The sequence below is a fragment of the Alkalibacillus silvisoli genome (genome assembly GCF_039521975.1).
Classification (GTDB): domain Bacteria; phylum Bacillota; class Bacilli; order Bacillales; family Alkalibacillaceae; genus Alkalibacillus; species Alkalibacillus silvisoli.
In genome coordinates, this window is record NZ_BAAACZ010000018.1 from 80,005 (window position 1) to 98,714 (window position 18,710).

Sequence of the window (18,710 nt, forward strand, 5' to 3'; positions counted from 1 at the left end):
AAGGTTTAAGGAGGAATGTTATGAACTCAGTATGTGACCTATTAAACATTAACTATCCAATCGTTTTAGGCGGAATGGGAAATATTAGTAGCCCTAGATTAACTCAAGCGGTATCTGAGGCTGGTGGTTTAGGAACAATCGGGTGCGGGACAATGTCACTAGAAGAAGTAGAAAAGAAAATCATTGCAACAAAAGAAATGACTCATAATCCTTTTGCAGTCAATATTGCAATGGCTGTTGCACCTGATGTCGAGCAAATGATTCAATTAGTCATTGACCAACAAGTCCCCGTTGTATCACTCTCAGCAGGAAACCCAGCCCCTTATATTCCTCGTTTACAAGAACATGGTATTAAGGTGATGGCGTTAGTCGCCTCAGTAAAGCATGCTAAAAAAGCAGAAGAAGCAGGAGCAGACTTGCTTGTCGCTGAAGGTTATGAAGCAGCTGGAATTAACTCGAACCTTGAACTAACAACTTTTACATTAATTCCCCAAATAGTGAGGCATGTTAATATACCAGTTCTTGCAGCCGGTGGCGTTGGGGATGGTAAGGGGTTAGCAGCTGCTTTAATGCTTGGAGCTAGCGGTGTACAGATGGGGACACGTTTTATCGTAACGGAAGAGGCTCCTTTTCATGATCATTATAAAGAGAGGGTTCTAGAGGCTAACGGGACGGGGACGACAATTGTAGGTCGGACGGTTGGCCAAGTTAGAAGGATACTAAACACCTCATACGCGAAAAAACTGAAGCACCTTGAAAAGTCAGGGATCACCCTAGATGATTATCGACACTTAACTTCTGAAAAATTGCATTCTAAAGGTGCATTAGACGGCGATTTAGATAATGGTTTTTTAAACAGTGGTCAAGTTACTGGGTTGATTGATGATATTCCGACCGTTCAAGAATTAATTGAAGGAATGATAGAAGAAGCGGCTGAACAGATGGAACAGTCCCGATCTTTGTTAAAAGTAGAGAATGATCAATTAAAATATTAGAAAATAAACAATTTTCTAATTAAATAGATTGTTTTCGTTATTACAAAATGATACAATAGCGTTATAATAACGTCATATGTATAAAGCTGTCGAATTATGAAAGCGCTTTAATTGATGGAGTTTCTAATCATACGTTATGGAAGTGGGCGATGGTATGAAGCCTGGTATGGAAATCGGTAGAACTGAAACAATCGAAATTAAAGTGACAGAGGATATGTTTGCGAATTTTGAAGGCTATGTCATTCACCCAGTCTACTCAACGGTAGCTATGGTTTACCACATGGAGTGGGTGTCACGAAAAATTATTTTACCATTCTTAGAGGAGCACGAAGAAGGGATGGGAGCTTCAGTTGAAGTTAAGCACATTGATGCTGCCCCTTTAAATACTAAAGTGGTCCTAACAGCAACTTTGACAGAATATCATAACCATCAGGTGATTACATCTATAAAAGCATATCGAGATCAGACACTAATCGGTAAAGGTAATGTCAAGCAAGTGATTCTCCCTAAAGAAGTAATTGAGAAGCGAATTGGATAATTGTATGTTAATTAACAATTCCCTTAATTAGGAGGTTTACTATGAGCTTTTTAACGGCATCATCAAAAAATGATGAAATCGAGAATATGTCACTTCTCGAAAAAATGTCTGAACATGAGCAAGTTGTCTTTTGTAATGATCCTTCTACTAACCTTAAAGCAATTATTGCAATACATAGTACCAAGCTTGGTCCAGCTATTGGTGGGTGCCGTATGCATCCTTACGAAAGTTTTGATGAAGCATTAGATGATGTATTAAGACTTTCCAAAGGTATGAGCTACAAATGTGCAGCAGCTGACGTAGACTTCGGTGGAGGCAAGGCTGTCATAATTGGAGATCCCCTTACAGATAAATCACCAGAACTATTCCGCGCATTCGGCCAATTTGTTGAATCTCTCGGCGGTCGATTTTATACCGGTACAGACATGGGAACGACAATGGAAGATTTTATCCACGCAATGAAAGAAACAAATAATGTCGTTGGTATTCCTGAAGCATATGGGGGTGGTGGGGACTCGTCAGTTCCTACCGCAGAAAGTGTTATATATGGACTAAAAGCGACGAACAAAATGTTATTTGGTAATGAAAGCTTACAACCTGTAACCTATGCGATTCAAGGCTTAGGTAAAGTTGGGTTTAAAGTAGCTGAACGCTTACTTAAAGAAGGAGCAACAATTTGCGTATCAGATGTTAATGTAGATTCGATTCAAGCGATCCAAGAGAAAGCAGCCCAGACATCAGAAGGAACTGTAACAATTGTTGAAACAAATGAAATCTACTCGCAAAAAGCAGATGTTTATATTCCATGTGCGATGGGCGGCATTATTAATGATACGACAATTGACCAATTCCAATTTAAAGCGATAGCAGGTTCTGCGAATAACCAGTTGCTTGAGGAAAAGCATGGAATCGAATTAGCTAAAAAAGGCATTCTTTATGCGCCAGATTATATTATTAATTCAGGAGGGCTCATTCAAGTTTCTGATGAGTTATATGGTGCTAACAAAGAACGTGTCTTACTTAAAACCAAGGAGATTTATAATACGATTTTAGAAGTTTATAAACAGGCTGATTTATACCAAATATCAACAGTTGAAGCAGCTAATCAACTTTGTGAAAGAGTTATGGCTAACCGTGAGAAACGTAATAGTTTTTACACACGTTCGATTAGTCCAAAATGGAACTTACGTCATTAAATAAGTATTGGGGGTCTTGAAATGGAAGAACAATTCCCAATGAAACAAATGATCGATGACCAAGGGAATATAATTGATTCATCACATGAATTGGAGATTAATGAAGAGCTTGTACAAACAATGTATTACCACATGTTAAGGATAAGGACATTTGACCGAAAGTCTATCAATTTGCAACGGCAAGGACGAATAGGGACATATCCACCATTTGAAGGTCAAGAGGCTTCTCAGGTAGGTAGTGCACTTGCCTTAAAGGATGGGGACTGGATGTTTCCAACTTATCGTGATCATGGAGCGACTTTAACTTTCGGTGCAGATATGGTCCGAACGTTTCAGTATTGGAATGGGCGTCAAGAAGGCTGTGTCCCGCCAAGCGGTAAACATATTTTCCCTCAAGCAGTTCCGATCGCTACACAAATTCCACACGCTGTTGGCGCGGCTTGGGCTGAAAAACGTAAAGGAACCAATCACATTGCTTTAGCTTACTTTGGTGATGGTGCTACGTCTGAAGGTGACTTTCATGAAGGGTTAAATTTCGCAACAGTTTTTAGGACACCAACCGTCTTCTTTAACCAAAACAACGGCTATGCAATTTCAATCCCGATCGAAAAACAGATGAATTCTAAAACAATTGCTCAAAAAGGATTGGCTTATGATTTACCGAGTGTGCGTGTTGATGGTAATGATTGTTTTTCTGTATATTTTGAAACAAAACGTGCAGTCGAACGCGCTAGAACAGGTGGAGGGCCAACTTTATTAGAAGCTGTGACGTGGCGAACAGGAGCACATACGACAGCTGATGATCCGACGAAGTATCGCCCTGAAGGCCAAGGTGATGAGATCGTTCATCCAATCGATCGTTTAGAAATGTTTATGAAAAACTATAATTTTTGGGATGAGAGTTGGATTAAACAAACGAAAGAGAGATTGGATACTGAAGTTGAAGAGGCTGTTGAAGCGATGGAAAACAGTCCTGCAGCTGATCCTAAAGATCTATTTGACCATGTATTCGAACAATTGCCAGAACAGATAGAAGAGCAAAAAGATCAATATTTAATGCATCTAAAGGGGGATTAATGTGGATTTAAAGGTCGAACAGAAACCGAAATCAAACAATAAAACCCACCAGATGACAATGATTCAAGCAATTAATGATGGCTTGAAAACGATGCTCGAATTAGACGATACAACGATTTTACTCGGAGAAGATATCGGGAAAAATGGTGGTGTATTTCGAGCAACAGAAGGGTTACAAGAAATATTCGGTGAAGAACGTGTTGTTGATACACCTTTATCAGAGTCAGGGATCGTTGGAACGTCAGTCGGACTGGCTGTAAATGGTTTTAAGCCAGTTGTAGAAATGCAGTTTATGGGCTTTATTTACCCGGCTTATGATCAAATTATGACTCATGTATCACGCCTTAGAATGAAAACAATGGGTCATTACTCAGCACCAATGGTTATTCGAGCGCCATATGGGGCTGGTATTCGAGCACCGGAAATTCATTCAGATAGTGCTGAGGCATTGTTTACTCATATGCCTGGAATGAAAGTCATTTGCCCGGCTACCCCTTATGATGCCAAAGGGTTATTAATAGAAGCGATCGAAGACCCAGACCCAGTTATTTTTATGGAGCCGATGCGAAGTTACCGGGCTCAACGAGAAGAAGTACCAGAAGGAAAATACACTGTAGAAATTGGAAAAGGAGCTACATTACAAGAAGGTATGGATGTGACAGTGATTGCTTGGGGTGCGATGGTACCAGTGGCACTCAAAGCAGCTAAGCAAGCTGAACAGAAGAACATAAACTGTGAAGTATTAGATTTAAGAACATTGTATCCATTAGACCGAGATTTAATTGCCGAGTCAGTCCAAAAAACGGGCCGTGCTGTCATAGTTCATGAAGCGCATGGGACTGGTGGACTTGGAAATGATCTTTTATCAGTCATTAATGATACATCATTCTTATATTTAAGAGCGCCAATTGAACGCGTAACCGGATTTGATGTGCCTGTGCCATTTTTCGCATTAGAAGAACACTATTTACCAACTGCTAAACGCGTCTTATCGAGTATTGAAAAAGCAGTCCACTTTTAACTAAAGGGGGGAAAAGCATTGCTAGAAGTTAAATTACACGATATCGGCGAAGGAATGACTGAAGGGGAAATCGTTCACTACTTCGTAAAAGAAGGCGACACCGTTACGACCGACCAACCTCTTGTTGAAGTACAAACGGATAAAATGGTTGCTGAACTACCTTCGCCTGGAAACGGAGAGATCCATGAAATATTAATCCCTATCGGTGAAACCGTTCAAGTCGGTACAACACTAATATACATAGAAGGTGTTGGCCCATCTAAATCTACACAAGCTAAAAAACCGAATGATCAAACAACTATTAAACCTACTCAAGGCTTACAACAACAACGAGTTCAAACGACGATTAACCGGGTATTAGCAACCCCTTATACGAGAAAGATTGCCCGTGATCATCATATTGATATAGAGAAAGTATCTGCTTCTGACCCATCAGGTAGGGTAACAGAGGAAGATGTCTACCAATATATTAATAAGTCTAACAACCAACCACCTACTATAGAATCTAGTGAACAGCCAATCAAATTAGAATTACAACAGCCAAAAGAACAAGAAACAATCCCTTTTCGTGGTATACGTAAAACGATTGCTAATAAAATGACTCAATCTATATACACAATACCTCATGTGACACACTTTGATGAAATCAATCTGACAAGGCTGTTTCACCTTCGAGAAGATCTAAAAAAGTCTGGTGAAAACATTTCAGTTTCTGCCTTCCTACTTAAAGCACTTGTCATGGCATTAAAGGACTTCCCAATATTTAACGCACAATTAGATGAAGAAAATGAACAAATCATTTTAAAGAAGAATTATCATATTGGATTAGCAACAGACACAGATGAAGGCCTTGTTGTCCCTGTGTTACACAACGCAAACCAAAAATCATTACGTCAAATCCATCAAGAAATTAAGTCGATTAATAATAAAGCACAGAACGGTGGCCTACAACCAAGGGAATTACAAGGAAGCACATTTACTATGAGTAATGTTGGACCACTTGGTAGCACTGGAGCCACACCAATCATTAACTATCCTGAGACGGCTTTAATTGCTTTTCATAAGACGCGGAAAATGCCAGTCTTTAATGAACATGAAGAGATCGTTGTTGGTCATATGATGAATGTATCTATGTCATTTGACCACCGGGTGGCAGATGGAGCAACAGCTGTAGCTTTCACAAATCGTTTAGCTAGTCTGATCGAAAATCCAAACAATTTAATGTTGGAGCTGGTATAGATGGTAGTCGGTGAAATTACACAAGAAAGAGATTTAATGATAATCGGTGGTGGCCCAGGTGGTTATAATGCTGCTATTAGAGCTGCCCAATTAGGACTTAACGTGACTTTAGTTGAACAAGGAGAGTTAGGAGGAGTCTGCTTGAATGAAGGCTGTATTCCATCAAAAGTATGGACCTATGCTGCTAAAAAACAAGCAGAACTTCCTCATATGAAAGAATTGGGAATCGATATTGAATCGCCATCGATCAATTTAGAGCGACTACTAAATTATAAATCGCAAGTAACGTCTCAATTACAGCAAGGGGTTCAATCTTTACTTAAAAAAAATCAAATAGAAGTGATCCATGGTACGGCGACTTTTACAGGTGATTACCGAATAGGTGTTGAGAAGGGTCATCAATTTGATCACTACATATTTAATAACGCGATTATAGCAACGGGTAGTCGCATAATCCAACCAGATTATTTCCCAGCCAATAGTACACGGGCTTTTGTATCCGAAGAGATCTTCCAGCTAAATGAAATACCTAATCATATCATCATTATTGGTTTTGATTACTTAGCTTTAGAATTGGTATCAACCTATCAAAGCTTCGGTTCGAAGGTCACGTTAATTATAGAAGATCATGAACAACTCTCAATTGATCAATCCATTCAAAAAGAAATAATAAGATTATTTAAAAAGAAAAAGGTTCATATATTAAAACAATCAACTATAAGATTAGTAGAAGAAACAAAAGAAAGCATTACAGCCTACGTCAAGAAAGGTAAAGAAGAACAGGCAATAACAGGTTCTCACTTATTGGTGAGTGGTCAAAGAAAACCAAATGTTGACTCACTAGGCCTAGACCGCTTAGGAGTAAAGCAGACAGTTGAAGGGCGTATTTTAGTTAATTACAAGATGGAATCGACTGTTCCATCCATTTATGCGGTAGGTGATGTAACAGAAGGTGAATCACTAGCAGTTAAGGCGATTAAACAAGGTAAGGTTGCTGCAGAATCGATTGCTAATGAGAATCCTGAAGTAGATCTTACATTCTTACCATTAGTCGCTCATACAAATCCACCAATTGCATCAGTTGGTTTAACTGAACAAGAAGTCAAAATGCATAACATAGCGTATCAAGTTGGCCAGTTCAATTTAGGTGGCAACGGTTATTCACTAATTTCAGGCAAGAAAGACGGCTTGATCAAAGTAATCAGTGACGCTAACACAGACATTATTCTAGGAGTTCATATGGTTGGTGAAGGAGCTGTTGAATTATCGAGTCACTTCGTTCAATTACTCGAAATGGCAGCGAAGATAGAAGATGTTACTTTCCCGCATTTTGCTCATCCAAGTGTCAATGAAGGGTTACTAGAAGCAATAGAAGCCTTAATGGGTCAATCTATTCATACAACACCGAAACAGCAATCTCAGGTCACAACCTAAAGCAGTTGAGATAGTTTTAAAAGCTTGGTGATTTAAGCCAAAATTTTATATATTAGGGGGATATGTTGGATGAAAAAGATTTTTCTATTATTTTCAGTCGTTTTAATTGGTTTATTGCTACTCGTTGCTTGTGGGGATGAAGAAGGTGGAGGTTCTGATAATGGTGATGCTGAATCTGGTGAAACATACGCTGTAGGCGCAACACAAATCGTGCAACACCCTTCACTGGACAGGGCATATGAAGGTTTTCAGGATGCTTTAGAGGATGCAGGATTAGATGTAGAGTATGATTTTCAAGATGCACAAAATGATCCAAACAATGTTAAACCAATCTCAGATGCTTTCGTTGCAGATGGTGTAGATTTAATCTTTACTAACTCAACGCCAAGTACTCAAGGTGCTTATGAAGCAACGGACGATATTCCAATCGTATTTACATCAGTAACAGATGCTGTTGGGGCTGGTGTCATTGATTCAATGGATGATCCAGGTGGGAACGTAACAGGCGTTCTTGATTTACACCCGGGTGCGATCGAAGCTACGATTGAATTTATTGATGAATATTTTGAAGGGTCTTCAGTAGGCTTAATTTACAATGCTGGTGAGCCGAACTCTGTTGCCCAAATTGAGTCGGTTGAAGAAGCGGCTGAAGGTACGAGCTTAACTCTACAAGAACGTACAGTAGCAAACGCAGCTGAAGTACAACAAGCAGCGACTACATTAGTGAGTGACATTGATGTATTCTTTATCGTAACAGATAACACAGTAGTAGAAGCCTTAGATAGTGTGGTTGGTGTGGCGAATAACAATGAGATCCCTCTCATTACCGGTGAGCCTGATTCGTTAAGTAAAGGGGCATTTGCCACGTATGGAATTGACTATTATACAATTGGTTATCGCTCAGGTGAGATGGCTTCAGACATTTTGTCAGGTGAGTCAGACATAAGTGAAATCCCTGCAGAGTATCCACCAGAAATTCAGCTCTTTATTAATCAAGAAGCCTCAGAGACTCAAGGTGTTGAATGGCAGGATGAATGGGATGACGAAGCACAATTTGTTGAGAACGAAGATTAAATCTATCAATTTAATAAAACAAGTGGAGAAAAGTAAAGCAGACATCAATAGAATCTGCTTTACTTTTCTATATCGCAGTCGAAGGAGGACGTCATGCTAATATCATTATTTGGCGCAGTAGAATCAGGTGTAATTTATGCTTTGATGGCTTTAGGTGTTTATTTATCATTTCGAATATTACACTTTCCAGATTTAACAGTCGATGGTAGCTTCGTAACAGGTGCAGGGGTGGCAGGCGTTGCAATTGTAGGAGGAATGTCGCCCATTCTCGCCACATTACTAGGTGCTTTCGCAGGTTTTATAGCGGGATGTATTACTGGAATATTGCACACGAAAGGTAAAATCAATGCCTTGTTAGCCGGGATATTAATGATGATTGCGTTATACTCGATTAACTTACGGCTTATGGGACAACCAACTGTCTCTATGCTTAATGAATCAACACTATTTAGCCAAATACAGTCATGGTGGGTCGCATCAGGATTTGATTCGTTCTTTAATAATATAATTTTAACGTTAGGAGCGGAGCGCTTCTCTGGAACATGGCTCGTCTTTACTGTGATGGTGATCTTAACGTTGCTAGTTAAAGTATTTCTTGATTATTTCTTAAAAACAGAAATCGGACTGGCATTACGTGCTACAGGTGATAACCAGAAGATGATAAGAAGCTTATCAGCGAATACAGACTTTTTAATCATTGTTGGAATTGGTATTTCAAATGGATTAGTCGCTTTATCAGGTGCCCTAATTGGCCAATATGGTGGTTTTGCCAATGTTAACATGGGGATTGGCATGATTGTGATTGGTTTAGCATCTGTAATTATTGGTGAAGCATTATTCGGTAAACGGACGATTATTATAGCAACTTTAGCGGTTATTGGTGGGGCGATAGTTTATCGAATTGTAGTGACACTAGCACTGCGAGTCGATTTCCTAGACTCTGGTGATATGAAGTTAATTACAGCTATACTCGTCATTGCTGCCCTTGTAACACCACGTATTTTACAAGCAAGAAGAGAGAAGAAACGGCGACTTCAGAAGAAAGCCGAACTACTCCAACGTAAGGAAGGAGAGGTTCATGGTGCTTAAATTAAAAGATGCATCCATGACATTTAATGAAGGAACTCCAGATGAAAAGAAAGCATTACAATCAGTCGACCTTGAGCTTGATAAAGGTGAATTTGTGACGGTGATCGGGAGTAATGGTGCTGGTAAATCCACGTTAATGAATGTCATTTCAGGTAGTTTAATCCCAGATGTTGGTGATGTGTTAATTGATGAAGGGCACGTTGTTCACTTGCCAGAATATAAACGAGCAGGGTTTATCGGACGCGTATTCCAAGACCCAATGGCCGGAACAGCACCTTCTATGACAATTGAAGAGAATCTAGCAATGGCATTTTCACGAGATAAGAAGCGTAAACTCATTCCAGGTGTAACGAAAAAGCGAAAAGAAATGTACAGAGAATATTTAGAAACGTTAAATCTTGGTTTAGAAGATCGACTCAACGCGAAAGTTGGCTTACTTTCAGGTGGTGAACGCCAGGCTTTATCTTTACTGATGGCAACGTTTACTGAACCTTATATTTTATTACTTGATGAACACACTGCGGCATTAGATCCATCACGAGCTGAACTTATTACTGAAATAACAGGTGACGTGGTGAAAAAGTTTGACCTTACAACGCTAATGGTAACGCACAACATGCAACAAGCATTAGACTTAGGTGATCGCCTAATCATGATGGACAAAGGTCAAATTATCTTTGATGTATCAGGTGAGAAGAAACAAGAACTAACAATCAAAAACCTACTTGATGAATTCCACCGCATTAGAGGAAGACAAATAGATAGTGATCGAGCGGTATTAGGCTAATAGAGAAGGTGGGTGCAAGTGGCGCCCAGCTTCTTTTTTATAGGTAGGTCTACATAAAGTTCATCATGGTAAATACCATTACTATTAAGTGTAAGTTCTCCTTTCCTTAAAGACCTCTCTGACGTTCATCCTTATTTCATAAAAGGCAGCGATAATTAACAAGATCCACCCATATAATTTGGAGTCCATTCAATAATGAAATATTAATAAGCCATAACTAAAATCATATCGATGACGACGATGTTTTGATAATAATTCATAGACGCTTCCTTTCTGAAACCTGCTTGTAGATTAATCTCAGTATAGCATGATAAATAAGTTGTGTTGTTGCGTACTTATTTTACGATTTTTCAAATAGTTGTTGTCGTTCGACGAGTAACCCTATAAACTAAAATAAATTAGGACTTTTGATTTGAAGGAGGCTCCTAGCTTCTATGCTTAAAAGAATTTCACTACGAACTAAGATTTTAACATCAATTATTTCATTACTTATTATTGTGACACTACTTATTACAGCCATTTATTCATATATTGAATGGACACAGACAAAAGAGCAAATGGGGCAGCGTGCATTGGATGTGGCAACGTCTATTTCGTTATCACCAGAAGTAATTGAAGCATATGAACTAGATGATCCATCAGAGGTAATTCAACCTATTGCAGAAGATATTCGACAAAAAGTAGGTGCCGAATTTATTGTTGTTGGTAATGAAAACAGTATTCGTTATTCTCATCCTAATGAAAATCGAATCGGGCATGGGATGGTTGGCGGTGATAACGACCAGGCGCTAATTGATGGTGAATACTATAAATCTGAAGCTGTCGGTTCATTAGGTCCATCCCTTCGTGGAAAAGCACCAGTTTTTAATAATGATGGAGATATAATTGGGATAGTTTCAGTTGGTTTTATGGTAGATGACATTCGTAGTATGATCTATGAACGACTTCAAGTTCTGTTTATTAATTCATCAATTATTTTAGCACTTGGAGTTGTCGGTAGTATTTTTCTAACGCGAAGCATCCGAAAAGATATTTTGGGATTAGAACCGCATGAGATTGTTACTTTTTATCGGGAGCGCAAAGCTGTATTGCGATCAGTGAAAGAGGGGATTATTTCGATCGATAAAGAGGGTAGAATATCAATTATGAATTACTCAGCACGGAAAATGTTAGAGCTAGATGAAGCATGTAAAAGTAAAAATATAAATGAAGTACTTCCAAATACGAAAATGATTCAAGTTTTAGAAAAAGGTGAACCCGAGTATGACGATGAGATGTTTTTAAGAAATCGTGTCTATATAGTTAACCGGATACCTATTTATGAAGGTGATCAAGTTGTTGGTGTTGTCTCTAGTTTCCGTGACAAAACAGAGATCCAAGACATGATCAATACACTTTCTGAGGTGAAGAATTATTCAGAAGATTTGCGTGCTCAAACACATGAATATACGAATAAGCTATATGTGATCTCGGGTCTTTTACAGCTTGGAAACTATGAAGAGGCCATTAATTTGATTCAAGAAGAATCAGAGCATCACCAACAGCAAACTGAAACGCTATTTTCGAATATTGAAGACCAATCGATCCAAGCTATATTACTAGGCAAGCTAGGAAAAGCATCTGAGAAAAAGGTGGATCTAGTGATTGATCCTGCAAGTGTCTTATCACCATTACCAGATTATATGAGTACGTCAAAGTTAGTCACGGTTTTAGGTAATTTAATTGATAATGCCTTTGAAGCAGTGAGGGATTCAGAAAACAGACAAGTTATTTTTTCTGTGACGGATTATGGACATGATGTGATTTTTGAAGTTAGTGACAAAGGTGATGGAGTATCAGGGGAGATTCAACAAAAGATCTTCCAAAAAGGTTACTCTACTAAAAGCGGGGGTGATCGTGGCTATGGTCTATCAATTGTTCAGGAAGTTGTTCGTGAATTAGATGGAACGATTGAATTAAAATCAGAAAAAGGTAAAGGTACTAGATTTACAGTATATCTACCAAAAGGAAGAAGGTGAGTGCATGACATTAAAAGTTGCCATTACAGAAGATGATTACCGCGTAGCCTCTATTCATGAAGGTTTTTTAGAAAAGGTTGATCAATGTGAAGTTATCTTTAAAGCTTTAACAGCGGAGGATACATTAGAGAAACTAAAACAGACAAAAATTGATTTATTACTTTTAGATATTTATATGCCAGATCGTTTAGGGGTTGAACTAATAGAAGATATTAAATCGATTAATCCACAAATCGGTATTATAATGATTAGTGCTGGTACAGAACGTGATATAGTTGAACAAGCCCTTCACAAAGGGGTTTTCGACTATATTATAAAACCGGTAACAATTGATCGTTTTATTGAAGCGGTTGAGAACTTTAAAGAGTTTCGTAAAGAGTTATTGAACCGAGAAGAAGTAGATCAGCAATTTTTAGACGAGTATTTTGGAAGAGGGTCACAACCTAAAGAGAGACCACTGAATCAAAATACACCAAAAGGAATTGACCCGCTTACACTAAAGAAGGTCAAAGACATATTGCAAGAAGAAGTAGGCGTCACTGCCGAAGAGATGGGTGAGGAAATGGGTGCCTCGCGTACTACAGCCCGTCGTTATTTAGAATTCCTTATTTCAGAAGGCGAATGTCAAGCCGAGTTAGAATATGGCATTGTGGGTCGGCCAGAAAGAAGATATTATCAAAATTGATGAAAATCTAAGGTGAAATAAAGCCTTAGATTTTTTTATTTAAGCTCGTTGTTATCACAGTCAACATGTAATATAGATAGACTTCGACTTAGTATATCGTCTGTTATAGGATATAGGTCTTCCTGTGAACAAAATGAACAAAATGATAAAAATGAATCTAATGCGATTTATTTTGAAAACGGTTACATTTTAGAAATTTCGAATTATCATAGAATTACTTAAAGGTTGTGACATTTTTATTAATAAATTTTGAACGGGGGAAATGAAATGAAAAGAATATTAGTAGGTTCATTATTTGCTTTTATGTTATTAATTCTTGCTGCTTGTGGTGGCGATGATCAGGCAGCAGATGAAGGAAGCAACAATGACGAGGCACAAGACTGGGAACCGGAAGAGTCAATTGAATTAGTTGCGCCAGCAGGAGCTGGTGGTGGCTGGGATACAACAGCTCGTATGGCAGCACAAACATTAACTGAAGAAGGAATTATTGAGCAAGATATAGGTGTTGTAAACCAACCAGGAGCTGGTGGTGCGGTTGGTTGGGCACACATTGCTAACCAAGACGATAGCCCATATGATTTATTCGTATCATCTTCACCATTACTATTAGTGCCGTTAAATGGCCAATCTGATTACAATTACGAAGATTTTACGCCCATTGCAAATATAATTGCTGAATACGCAACTTTCGCTGTACGTGATGATGCAGAATGGGAAGACTTAAACGATTTATTTGATGATATGAAGGAAAATCCTTCTGAAATTACTGTGGTAGGTACATCTTCTCCAGGAAGTATGGACCATATTCAATTCGTTCGCTTTGCAAGAGAAGCAGGTGTTGATATTACACAAATCAACTATGTATCCGACCCAGATGCTGGTGGGGTTACACAATTGTTAAATGGTAGTGCAGATGTATTTTCAACTGGGATAGGTCAAGTTCTTGAACAAATCCGTTCTGGTGACATTAGGCCACTAGCGATTACATCTGAAGAACGTCTAGAAGGCGAAGTTCTATCTGAAATTCCAACAGCAATCGAGCAAGGAATAGACGAAACATTCGTTAACTGGCGCGGAATCTTTGGTACAGGTGATATGGACCAAGCAGCTGTAGACTATTACGAGGAAAAGTTTAAAGAATTAAGTGATTCTGAAGCATTTGCTGAAGTTCGAGATAACTATAGTTGGGATGAAATGTTTATGGGTAGTGAAGAGTACCTAGAGTTTCTTGAAGAAGAAAATGAAGTATTTAAAGAAATCTTAGATGAATTAGATCTATCAGATGAATAATAAGAAGAGGAAGTCAACGGGGTCCCGTTGACTTCTGGTTATTTCATAGAAAGGTAGGTGCCTAAGAGTGTTACAAGGTGTTAATCGAAAAATTGGTTTAATCTTATTTTTATTATCAGCTGGTTACTTGTTTATGAGCTATCAACTACCAACTTATCCATATATACCTGTAGATGCCGATGCGATTCCAAAAACTTTAGGCTGGATTTTAGTCGTTTTATCAATTGCATTATTCTTCACAAAAGACAGTGATACAGAAGAGCAAAAAGCAAAGCGACACATTCCGAAAAAGGACGTTAAAGCTATTGTTGGCGTGTTTGTTTTAGCACTAATCTTTATTTCATTATTAGAGATTGTTGGGTTTGTTATTATGACAGCATTATTTATCTTTACTTGTTCAAAGTTTTTAGGTTATAAAAGTAATTTAGTTAATGCCATTGTGTCAATTTGTTTTCCGCTATTTCTATATAGTATTTTCGTTTTCTTATTAAATATTAATCTACCACAAGGTGTATTGCCGCTTTAAAGGAGGGGGATCATGGGAGCAATTGAAGGTATTTTAACAGGTTTTGAAGTTGCTTTAAGTCTTGAAGGAATTTTATTTGTATTGCTTGGTGTGTTTGTTGGTACTTTTATTGGCATGTTACCAGGATTAGGCCCTATAAGTGCGATTGCCATTATGATTCCTATCACTTATGGCATGAACCCAACACTTGCGCTTGTTATGATGGCTGGTGTTTATTATGGTGCAGTGTTTGGTGGTTCGACGTCATCGATTCTATTAAATGCCCCTGGAATCTCCGGGACAGTGGCATCATCATTTGATGGTTATCCGATGGCACAAAACGGTCAAGCTGGTAAAGCATTAGCCATTGCGGCGATTGCTTCATTTATCGGTGGTACGATCAGTGTTATCTTGCTAATGGCTTTTGCGCCAATGCTATCAAGTGTAGCAATATCATTCGGGCCTCCAGCTTATTTTGCTTTAATGCTACTTGGTCTGACGGCGATTGCTAGTCTTTCAGAAGGCTCGACGATTAAAGCATTAATTTCAGCTGTAATTGGTTTTATTGTCGCAACGATTGGAATTGACCCACAAACTGGTACAGCTCGGTACACATTTGGCAGCACAAATTTATTAGACGGTATTGATTTCTTAATTATCGCATTAGGTTTATTTGCGATTGCAGAAGTCGGTTATTTAATTATTAACCGTTTTAAAAAATCAGCTACAGATGGTAAACAACTAGGGAGCTTGAAATTATCAAAACAAGATATGAAAGAAATTGCTGGTCCTTCTGGTCGCCAGTCAATTCTAGGTTTCGTTTTAGGTATTTTACCAGGTGCTGGTGCGACGATTGCCTCATTTATTAGCTATATTTCAGAAAAAAGAATTGCTAAAAAGCCCGAACAATTTGGGAAAGGCGCTGTAAAGGGGCTTGCTGCGCCAGAAGCATCAAACAACGCAGCAACAAGTGGTTCATTTGTACCGCTATTAAGTTTAGGTATACCAGGTTCAGGTACAACAGCGGTTATGTTAGGTGCGTTTCTAGTACTTGGTGTACAGCCAGGTCCTATGTTAATGGGTGATAATCCGGAAATTTTCTGGGGGATTATTGCTAGTATGTATATCGGGAATATTTTTCTATTAATCTTAAACTTACCGCTAATCCCATACATTGCGAGAGTCTTAACAGTACCTAGGCCATTACTGATCTCTCTAGTGATCGTGTTTAGTTTAATAGGTGTATATGCGATTAGTTTTAGCACATTTGATTTATATTTATTATTAGCGTTTGGTGTCATTGGTTTCTTGATGCGTATGTTTGCATTTCCAGCACCACCATTTATTTTAGCATTTATTCTAGGTGGAATGATGGAACAGTCATTTAGACAGGCGATGACGAGTTCGAATGGAGATATTTCAATCTTCTTTACAAACAATATCTCATTAGTCTTAATTATCTTATCTGTCTTATCATTCGCATTCCCGATCATTAAATCAGTACGTGAAAAGAAAAAAACTGCATAGAAGGTTGTTAATATGCTCCAAATTATAAAATCTAGCCGTGCTACATTGTTGATTTGGGCGATTATAATTGGGTTGTTTTTTATAGGAAAGCTCACATTCCTCGGCCCACTTTCGCCTGAGCAGCAATATACTTTACTTGTACTAGTGATTGCAATCTACTTATGGACAATTTCTACAATGCCACAAGGTGCCTCTAGCATTCTAGTTTTGGCGTTAATTATTGGTTTAGGTGTAGTTGATGAACCAGATCAAGCATTTCAAGGCTTTTTGACAACTGGACTTTACTTTATTGTCTTGCTATCACTGATCAGCCAAGTACTCGTTATCATTGGTTTTGATCAAATGGTTGCTAGAGCTTTTCAAAAGTTCAGTCGTGGAAAAGTAAGACGAATTGTTATTAGCTTGCCAGTGTTAATGGTGCTACTCCCAATTATTTTACCATCTGCAGTCGCTAGGTATAAAATATTAGAACCATTAATTAAGCGAATGAATGATTTAAGTGGATTTTCTAAGCAAAGTGTTTTTAATAAGTTTGGTTTGTTCGTTATTAGCTTCTTGAACCAAAAAGGTACTTTTATCGTCTTTACAGGTGGAGGTTTCGCGGTTATTGCATATCAGCTTATGGTTGAGTATGATATTGCACAAATCCAGTGGCTAGAATGGATTACATTGATGGCACCACCTCTTTTTCTAATTACATTAATCACATCATTGTTAGTTTGGTTTTATTTCAAATGGCGATCAGGTGAAGAGGGTAGTGAGGTGGTTGAACAAGAGGCAGGACATTTAAAAGAAGTGAGAGAAGAACAACACCCTAAACGATGGTATGTAATCGTTGCCTTCTCATTCATGGTTGTAGCTTGGATTGTAACTGATCCAACAGTAATGCCGATAATCTTGCCTCCGATGTTTATGCTTGCCTTTTTAGCGATACCTACGATTGGACTTGTGGATAACAAGCTTATTAGAAGCTTTGACTGGGAGACCTTTTTGCTTTTAGGAACTTCCTTTTCATTAGGTTTCATTATGGCAGATAATGGAACGGCTGAAGTGGTAGCAACAGGCTTAATACAGCTCGTGCCAAATGGTGCAAGTGGATGGATTATGGTTGTTTATATTATATTGTTAATGGGGATTATGCGTTGGATGTTTACAAATTCAACTTCAGCGATTGTCGTGATCTTCCCTATTATGATGTCATATGCAAGTCTAGTCGACATTTCCCCTGTTGCCTTAGCCTTGTTAATTATGACTGTAATAGGAGGCACGATTTTAATTCCAATACACGCTCCGACGACATACTATGCTAGTCAGGCTGGTGTCTATACAAAAGGCGAACAGTTTGTTGTTGGTGTTATATCAAGTTCAGTTGCCTCAGGTGTCGCTTTATTGGCCGTTTTCTTGTATTGGTAAGTAGCTTCCCTTGCGTTAAAGCACTAATAGTAAAGCCTCATATAGCTTTTTCGTTTGATGTAAATGATGAAAAAGGCGATGTGTCGTTCTATGAAATGTTGGGTTTAGTAGCTAAACATTAAGTGATAAAGACATAGAATGTTTTATAAACAATGGAATACCCCCTCTCTTACAGGCATATCCATGTAATGGGGGGTCATGATGAATAAGTTAATTGTTGGGACGATGACGATTGCGATTTTGATTTCGATTTTTGCCATATTAATTAATATGGCTCGGTATGGTTGGTAAAATTTATAATAAAGTTTAGTTTACAACGTTCAGGATTTTTCCTGGGCGTTATTTTATTTCTTTAATGATTTAATTAAAGTGTCATTAGGTCTCTGGTGTCACCTAAGTGGATCACAGCTAAGAATTGCTTTACAAGAGCCTCATTATAGTGGCTCATTGGTTAAGGTTTTGGCGATTAGGGGTGTATTTTATTGCGCAACACAATTGTGATGTGCAATTTTTTGTTATGATTAAATTAAAGGTTAATAATAAAATTGCAACGTTTCCTTAAAGTCAGTGAATCTGTAATAAATTCAGGGAGGGAAACACATGTTTATTGTGAATGAACTGATGATTATTGTTGTTTTACTTGGTTTTGCCGTGTTGGTTGCTTATGTACTGAAGGATGTGATTAAAAGCAAGAAAAAAGGCTATTCTTACTTTTTAATTGGTCTTACTATTTTAATATTTGTCATGATTGTACTTGTGTTGATTGAATTAATATGAATAATGGATCATTTTGTGGCTAAAGAAGGTATTTGAGTCATCGGA

At 38.2% G+C, this 18,710-nt stretch carries 17 protein-coding genes; all 17 read left to right on the forward strand.

Going from position 1 to position 18,710, the window contains the following annotated elements:
* Positions 1 to 20: 20 nt before the first annotated feature.
* Complete coding sequence (locus tag ABDZ63_RS11225) at positions 21 to 995, forward strand: NAD(P)H-dependent flavin oxidoreductase (RefSeq protein ID WP_343783615.1); 975 nt, start codon at positions 21 to 23, stop codon at positions 993 to 995.
* 136 nt (positions 996 to 1,131) lie between these two features.
* Positions 1,132 to 1,533 (forward strand): thioesterase family protein, encoded by a 402-nt coding sequence (locus ABDZ63_RS11230; protein ID WP_425541986.1) that lies wholly within the window; start codon positions 1,132 to 1,134, stop codon positions 1,531 to 1,533.
* A 41-nt stretch (positions 1,534 to 1,574) separates the two neighbouring features.
* A complete protein-coding gene (locus tag ABDZ63_RS11235; protein WP_343783616.1) occupies positions 1,575 to 2,729 on the forward strand; it encodes a Leu/Phe/Val dehydrogenase in 1,155 nt (384 codons plus the stop codon).
* 21 nt (positions 2,730 to 2,750) lie between these two features.
* Positions 2,751 to 3,806 (forward strand): pyruvate dehydrogenase (acetyl-transferring) E1 component subunit alpha, encoded by a 1,056-nt coding sequence (gene pdhA / locus ABDZ63_RS11240; RefSeq protein ID WP_343783617.1) that lies wholly within the window; start codon positions 2,751 to 2,753, stop codon positions 3,804 to 3,806.
* A gap of 52 nt (positions 3,807 to 3,858) precedes the next feature.
* Entirely contained in the window at positions 3,859 to 4,827 is a 969-nt protein-coding gene (locus ABDZ63_RS11245) for an alpha-ketoacid dehydrogenase subunit beta (protein WP_343783779.1), read from the forward strand.
* Positions 4,828 to 4,845: 18 nt separating this feature from the next.
* A complete protein-coding gene (locus tag ABDZ63_RS11250) occupies positions 4,846 to 6,066 on the forward strand; it encodes a dihydrolipoamide acetyltransferase family protein (protein WP_343783618.1) in 1,221 nt (406 codons plus the stop codon).
* Complete coding sequence (lpdA, locus tag ABDZ63_RS11255; protein WP_343783619.1) at positions 6,067 to 7,500, forward strand: dihydrolipoyl dehydrogenase; 1,434 nt, start codon at positions 6,067 to 6,069, stop codon at positions 7,498 to 7,500. It abuts the gene before it with no gap.
* A gap of 69 nt (positions 7,501 to 7,569) precedes the next feature.
* Positions 7,570 to 8,574, forward strand: coding sequence for an ABC transporter substrate-binding protein (locus ABDZ63_RS11260; RefSeq protein WP_343783620.1), 1,005 nt, complete (start codon positions 7,570 to 7,572; stop codon positions 8,572 to 8,574).
* Between the two features lie 93 nt (positions 8,575 to 8,667).
* On the forward strand, positions 8,668 to 9,663 hold the full coding sequence (locus tag ABDZ63_RS11265) for an ABC transporter permease (RefSeq protein WP_343783621.1): 996 nt from the start codon (positions 8,668 to 8,670) through the stop codon (positions 9,661 to 9,663).
* The gene (locus ABDZ63_RS11270) at positions 9,656 to 10,450 is read left to right on the forward strand and encodes an ABC transporter ATP-binding protein (protein ID WP_343783623.1); all 795 of its coding nucleotides are present in this window, start codon (positions 9,656 to 9,658) and stop codon (positions 10,448 to 10,450) included. Before ABDZ63_RS11265 ends, ABDZ63_RS11270 begins: the two co-directional genes overlap by 8 nt.
* Before the next feature lie 434 nt (positions 10,451 to 10,884).
* Entirely contained in the window at positions 10,885 to 12,468 is a 1,584-nt protein-coding gene (locus ABDZ63_RS11275) for an ATP-binding protein (RefSeq protein ID WP_343783624.1), read from the forward strand.
* A gap of 4 nt (positions 12,469 to 12,472) precedes the next feature.
* The gene (locus ABDZ63_RS11280) at positions 12,473 to 13,153 is read left to right on the forward strand and encodes a response regulator (RefSeq protein WP_343783625.1); all 681 of its coding nucleotides are present in this window, start codon (positions 12,473 to 12,475) and stop codon (positions 13,151 to 13,153) included.
* Positions 13,154 to 13,420: 267 nt separating this feature from the next.
* Positions 13,421 to 14,443, forward strand: a complete 1,023-nt coding sequence (locus ABDZ63_RS11285) for a tripartite tricarboxylate transporter substrate-binding protein (protein WP_343783626.1) — start codon at positions 13,421 to 13,423, stop codon at positions 14,441 to 14,443.
* Between the two features lie 67 nt (positions 14,444 to 14,510).
* Positions 14,511 to 14,969: a tripartite tricarboxylate transporter TctB family protein gene (locus ABDZ63_RS11290; RefSeq protein ID WP_343783627.1), complete on the forward strand. Its 459-nt coding sequence runs from the start codon at positions 14,511 to 14,513 to the stop codon at positions 14,967 to 14,969.
* Positions 14,970 to 14,981: 12 nt separating this feature from the next.
* Positions 14,982 to 16,475, forward strand: a complete 1,494-nt coding sequence (locus ABDZ63_RS11295) for a tripartite tricarboxylate transporter permease (protein WP_343783628.1) — start codon at positions 14,982 to 14,984, stop codon at positions 16,473 to 16,475.
* A 12-nt stretch (positions 16,476 to 16,487) separates the two neighbouring features.
* Positions 16,488 to 17,888: an SLC13 family permease gene (locus ABDZ63_RS11300; RefSeq protein ID WP_343783629.1), complete on the forward strand. Its 1,401-nt coding sequence runs from the start codon at positions 16,488 to 16,490 to the stop codon at positions 17,886 to 17,888.
* A 600-nt stretch (positions 17,889 to 18,488) separates the two neighbouring features.
* Positions 18,489 to 18,665, forward strand: coding sequence for a hypothetical protein (locus ABDZ63_RS11305; RefSeq protein WP_343783630.1), 177 nt, complete (start codon positions 18,489 to 18,491; stop codon positions 18,663 to 18,665).
* Positions 18,666 to 18,710: the final 45 nt, after the last annotated feature.

What these genes read in the sequence shown, in the direction of transcription:
- ABDZ63_RS11245 (WP_343783779.1), top strand. Translation starts at nt 3,859, where the DNA reads ATGACAATGATTCAAGCAATTAATGATGGCTTGAAAACGATGCTCGAA.
- ABDZ63_RS11265 (WP_343783621.1), top strand. Translation starts at nt 8,668, where the DNA reads ATGCTAATATCATTATTTGGCGCAGTAGAATCAGGTGTAATTTATGCT.
- ABDZ63_RS11305 (WP_343783630.1), top strand. Translation starts at nt 18,489, where the DNA reads ATGTTTATTGTGAATGAACTGATGATTATTGTTGTTTTACTTGGTTTT.
- ABDZ63_RS11235 (WP_343783616.1), top strand. Translation starts at nt 1,575, where the DNA reads ATGAGCTTTTTAACGGCATCATCAAAAAATGATGAAATCGAGAATATG.
- pdhA (WP_343783617.1), top strand. Translation starts at nt 2,751, where the DNA reads ATGGAAGAACAATTCCCAATGAAACAAATGATCGATGACCAAGGGAAT.
- ABDZ63_RS11260 (WP_343783620.1), top strand. Translation starts at nt 7,570, where the DNA reads ATGAAAAAGATTTTTCTATTATTTTCAGTCGTTTTAATTGGTTTATTG.
- ABDZ63_RS11285 (WP_343783626.1), top strand. Translation starts at nt 13,421, where the DNA reads ATGAAAAGAATATTAGTAGGTTCATTATTTGCTTTTATGTTATTAATT.
- lpdA (WP_343783619.1), top strand. Translation starts at nt 6,067, where the DNA reads ATGGTAGTCGGTGAAATTACACAAGAAAGAGATTTAATGATAATCGGT.
- ABDZ63_RS11300 (WP_343783629.1), top strand. Translation starts at nt 16,488, where the DNA reads ATGCTCCAAATTATAAAATCTAGCCGTGCTACATTGTTGATTTGGGCG.
- ABDZ63_RS11225 (WP_343783615.1), top strand. Translation starts at nt 21, where the DNA reads ATGAACTCAGTATGTGACCTATTAAACATTAACTATCCAATCGTTTTA.
- ABDZ63_RS11295 (WP_343783628.1), top strand. Translation starts at nt 14,982, where the DNA reads ATGGGAGCAATTGAAGGTATTTTAACAGGTTTTGAAGTTGCTTTAAGT.
- ABDZ63_RS11280 (WP_343783625.1), top strand. Translation starts at nt 12,473, where the DNA reads ATGACATTAAAAGTTGCCATTACAGAAGATGATTACCGCGTAGCCTCT.
- ABDZ63_RS11230 (WP_425541986.1), top strand. Translation starts at nt 1,132, where the DNA reads ATGGAAGTGGGCGATGGTATGAAGCCTGGTATGGAAATCGGTAGAACT.
- ABDZ63_RS11275 (WP_343783624.1), top strand. Translation starts at nt 10,885, where the DNA reads ATGCTTAAAAGAATTTCACTACGAACTAAGATTTTAACATCAATTATT.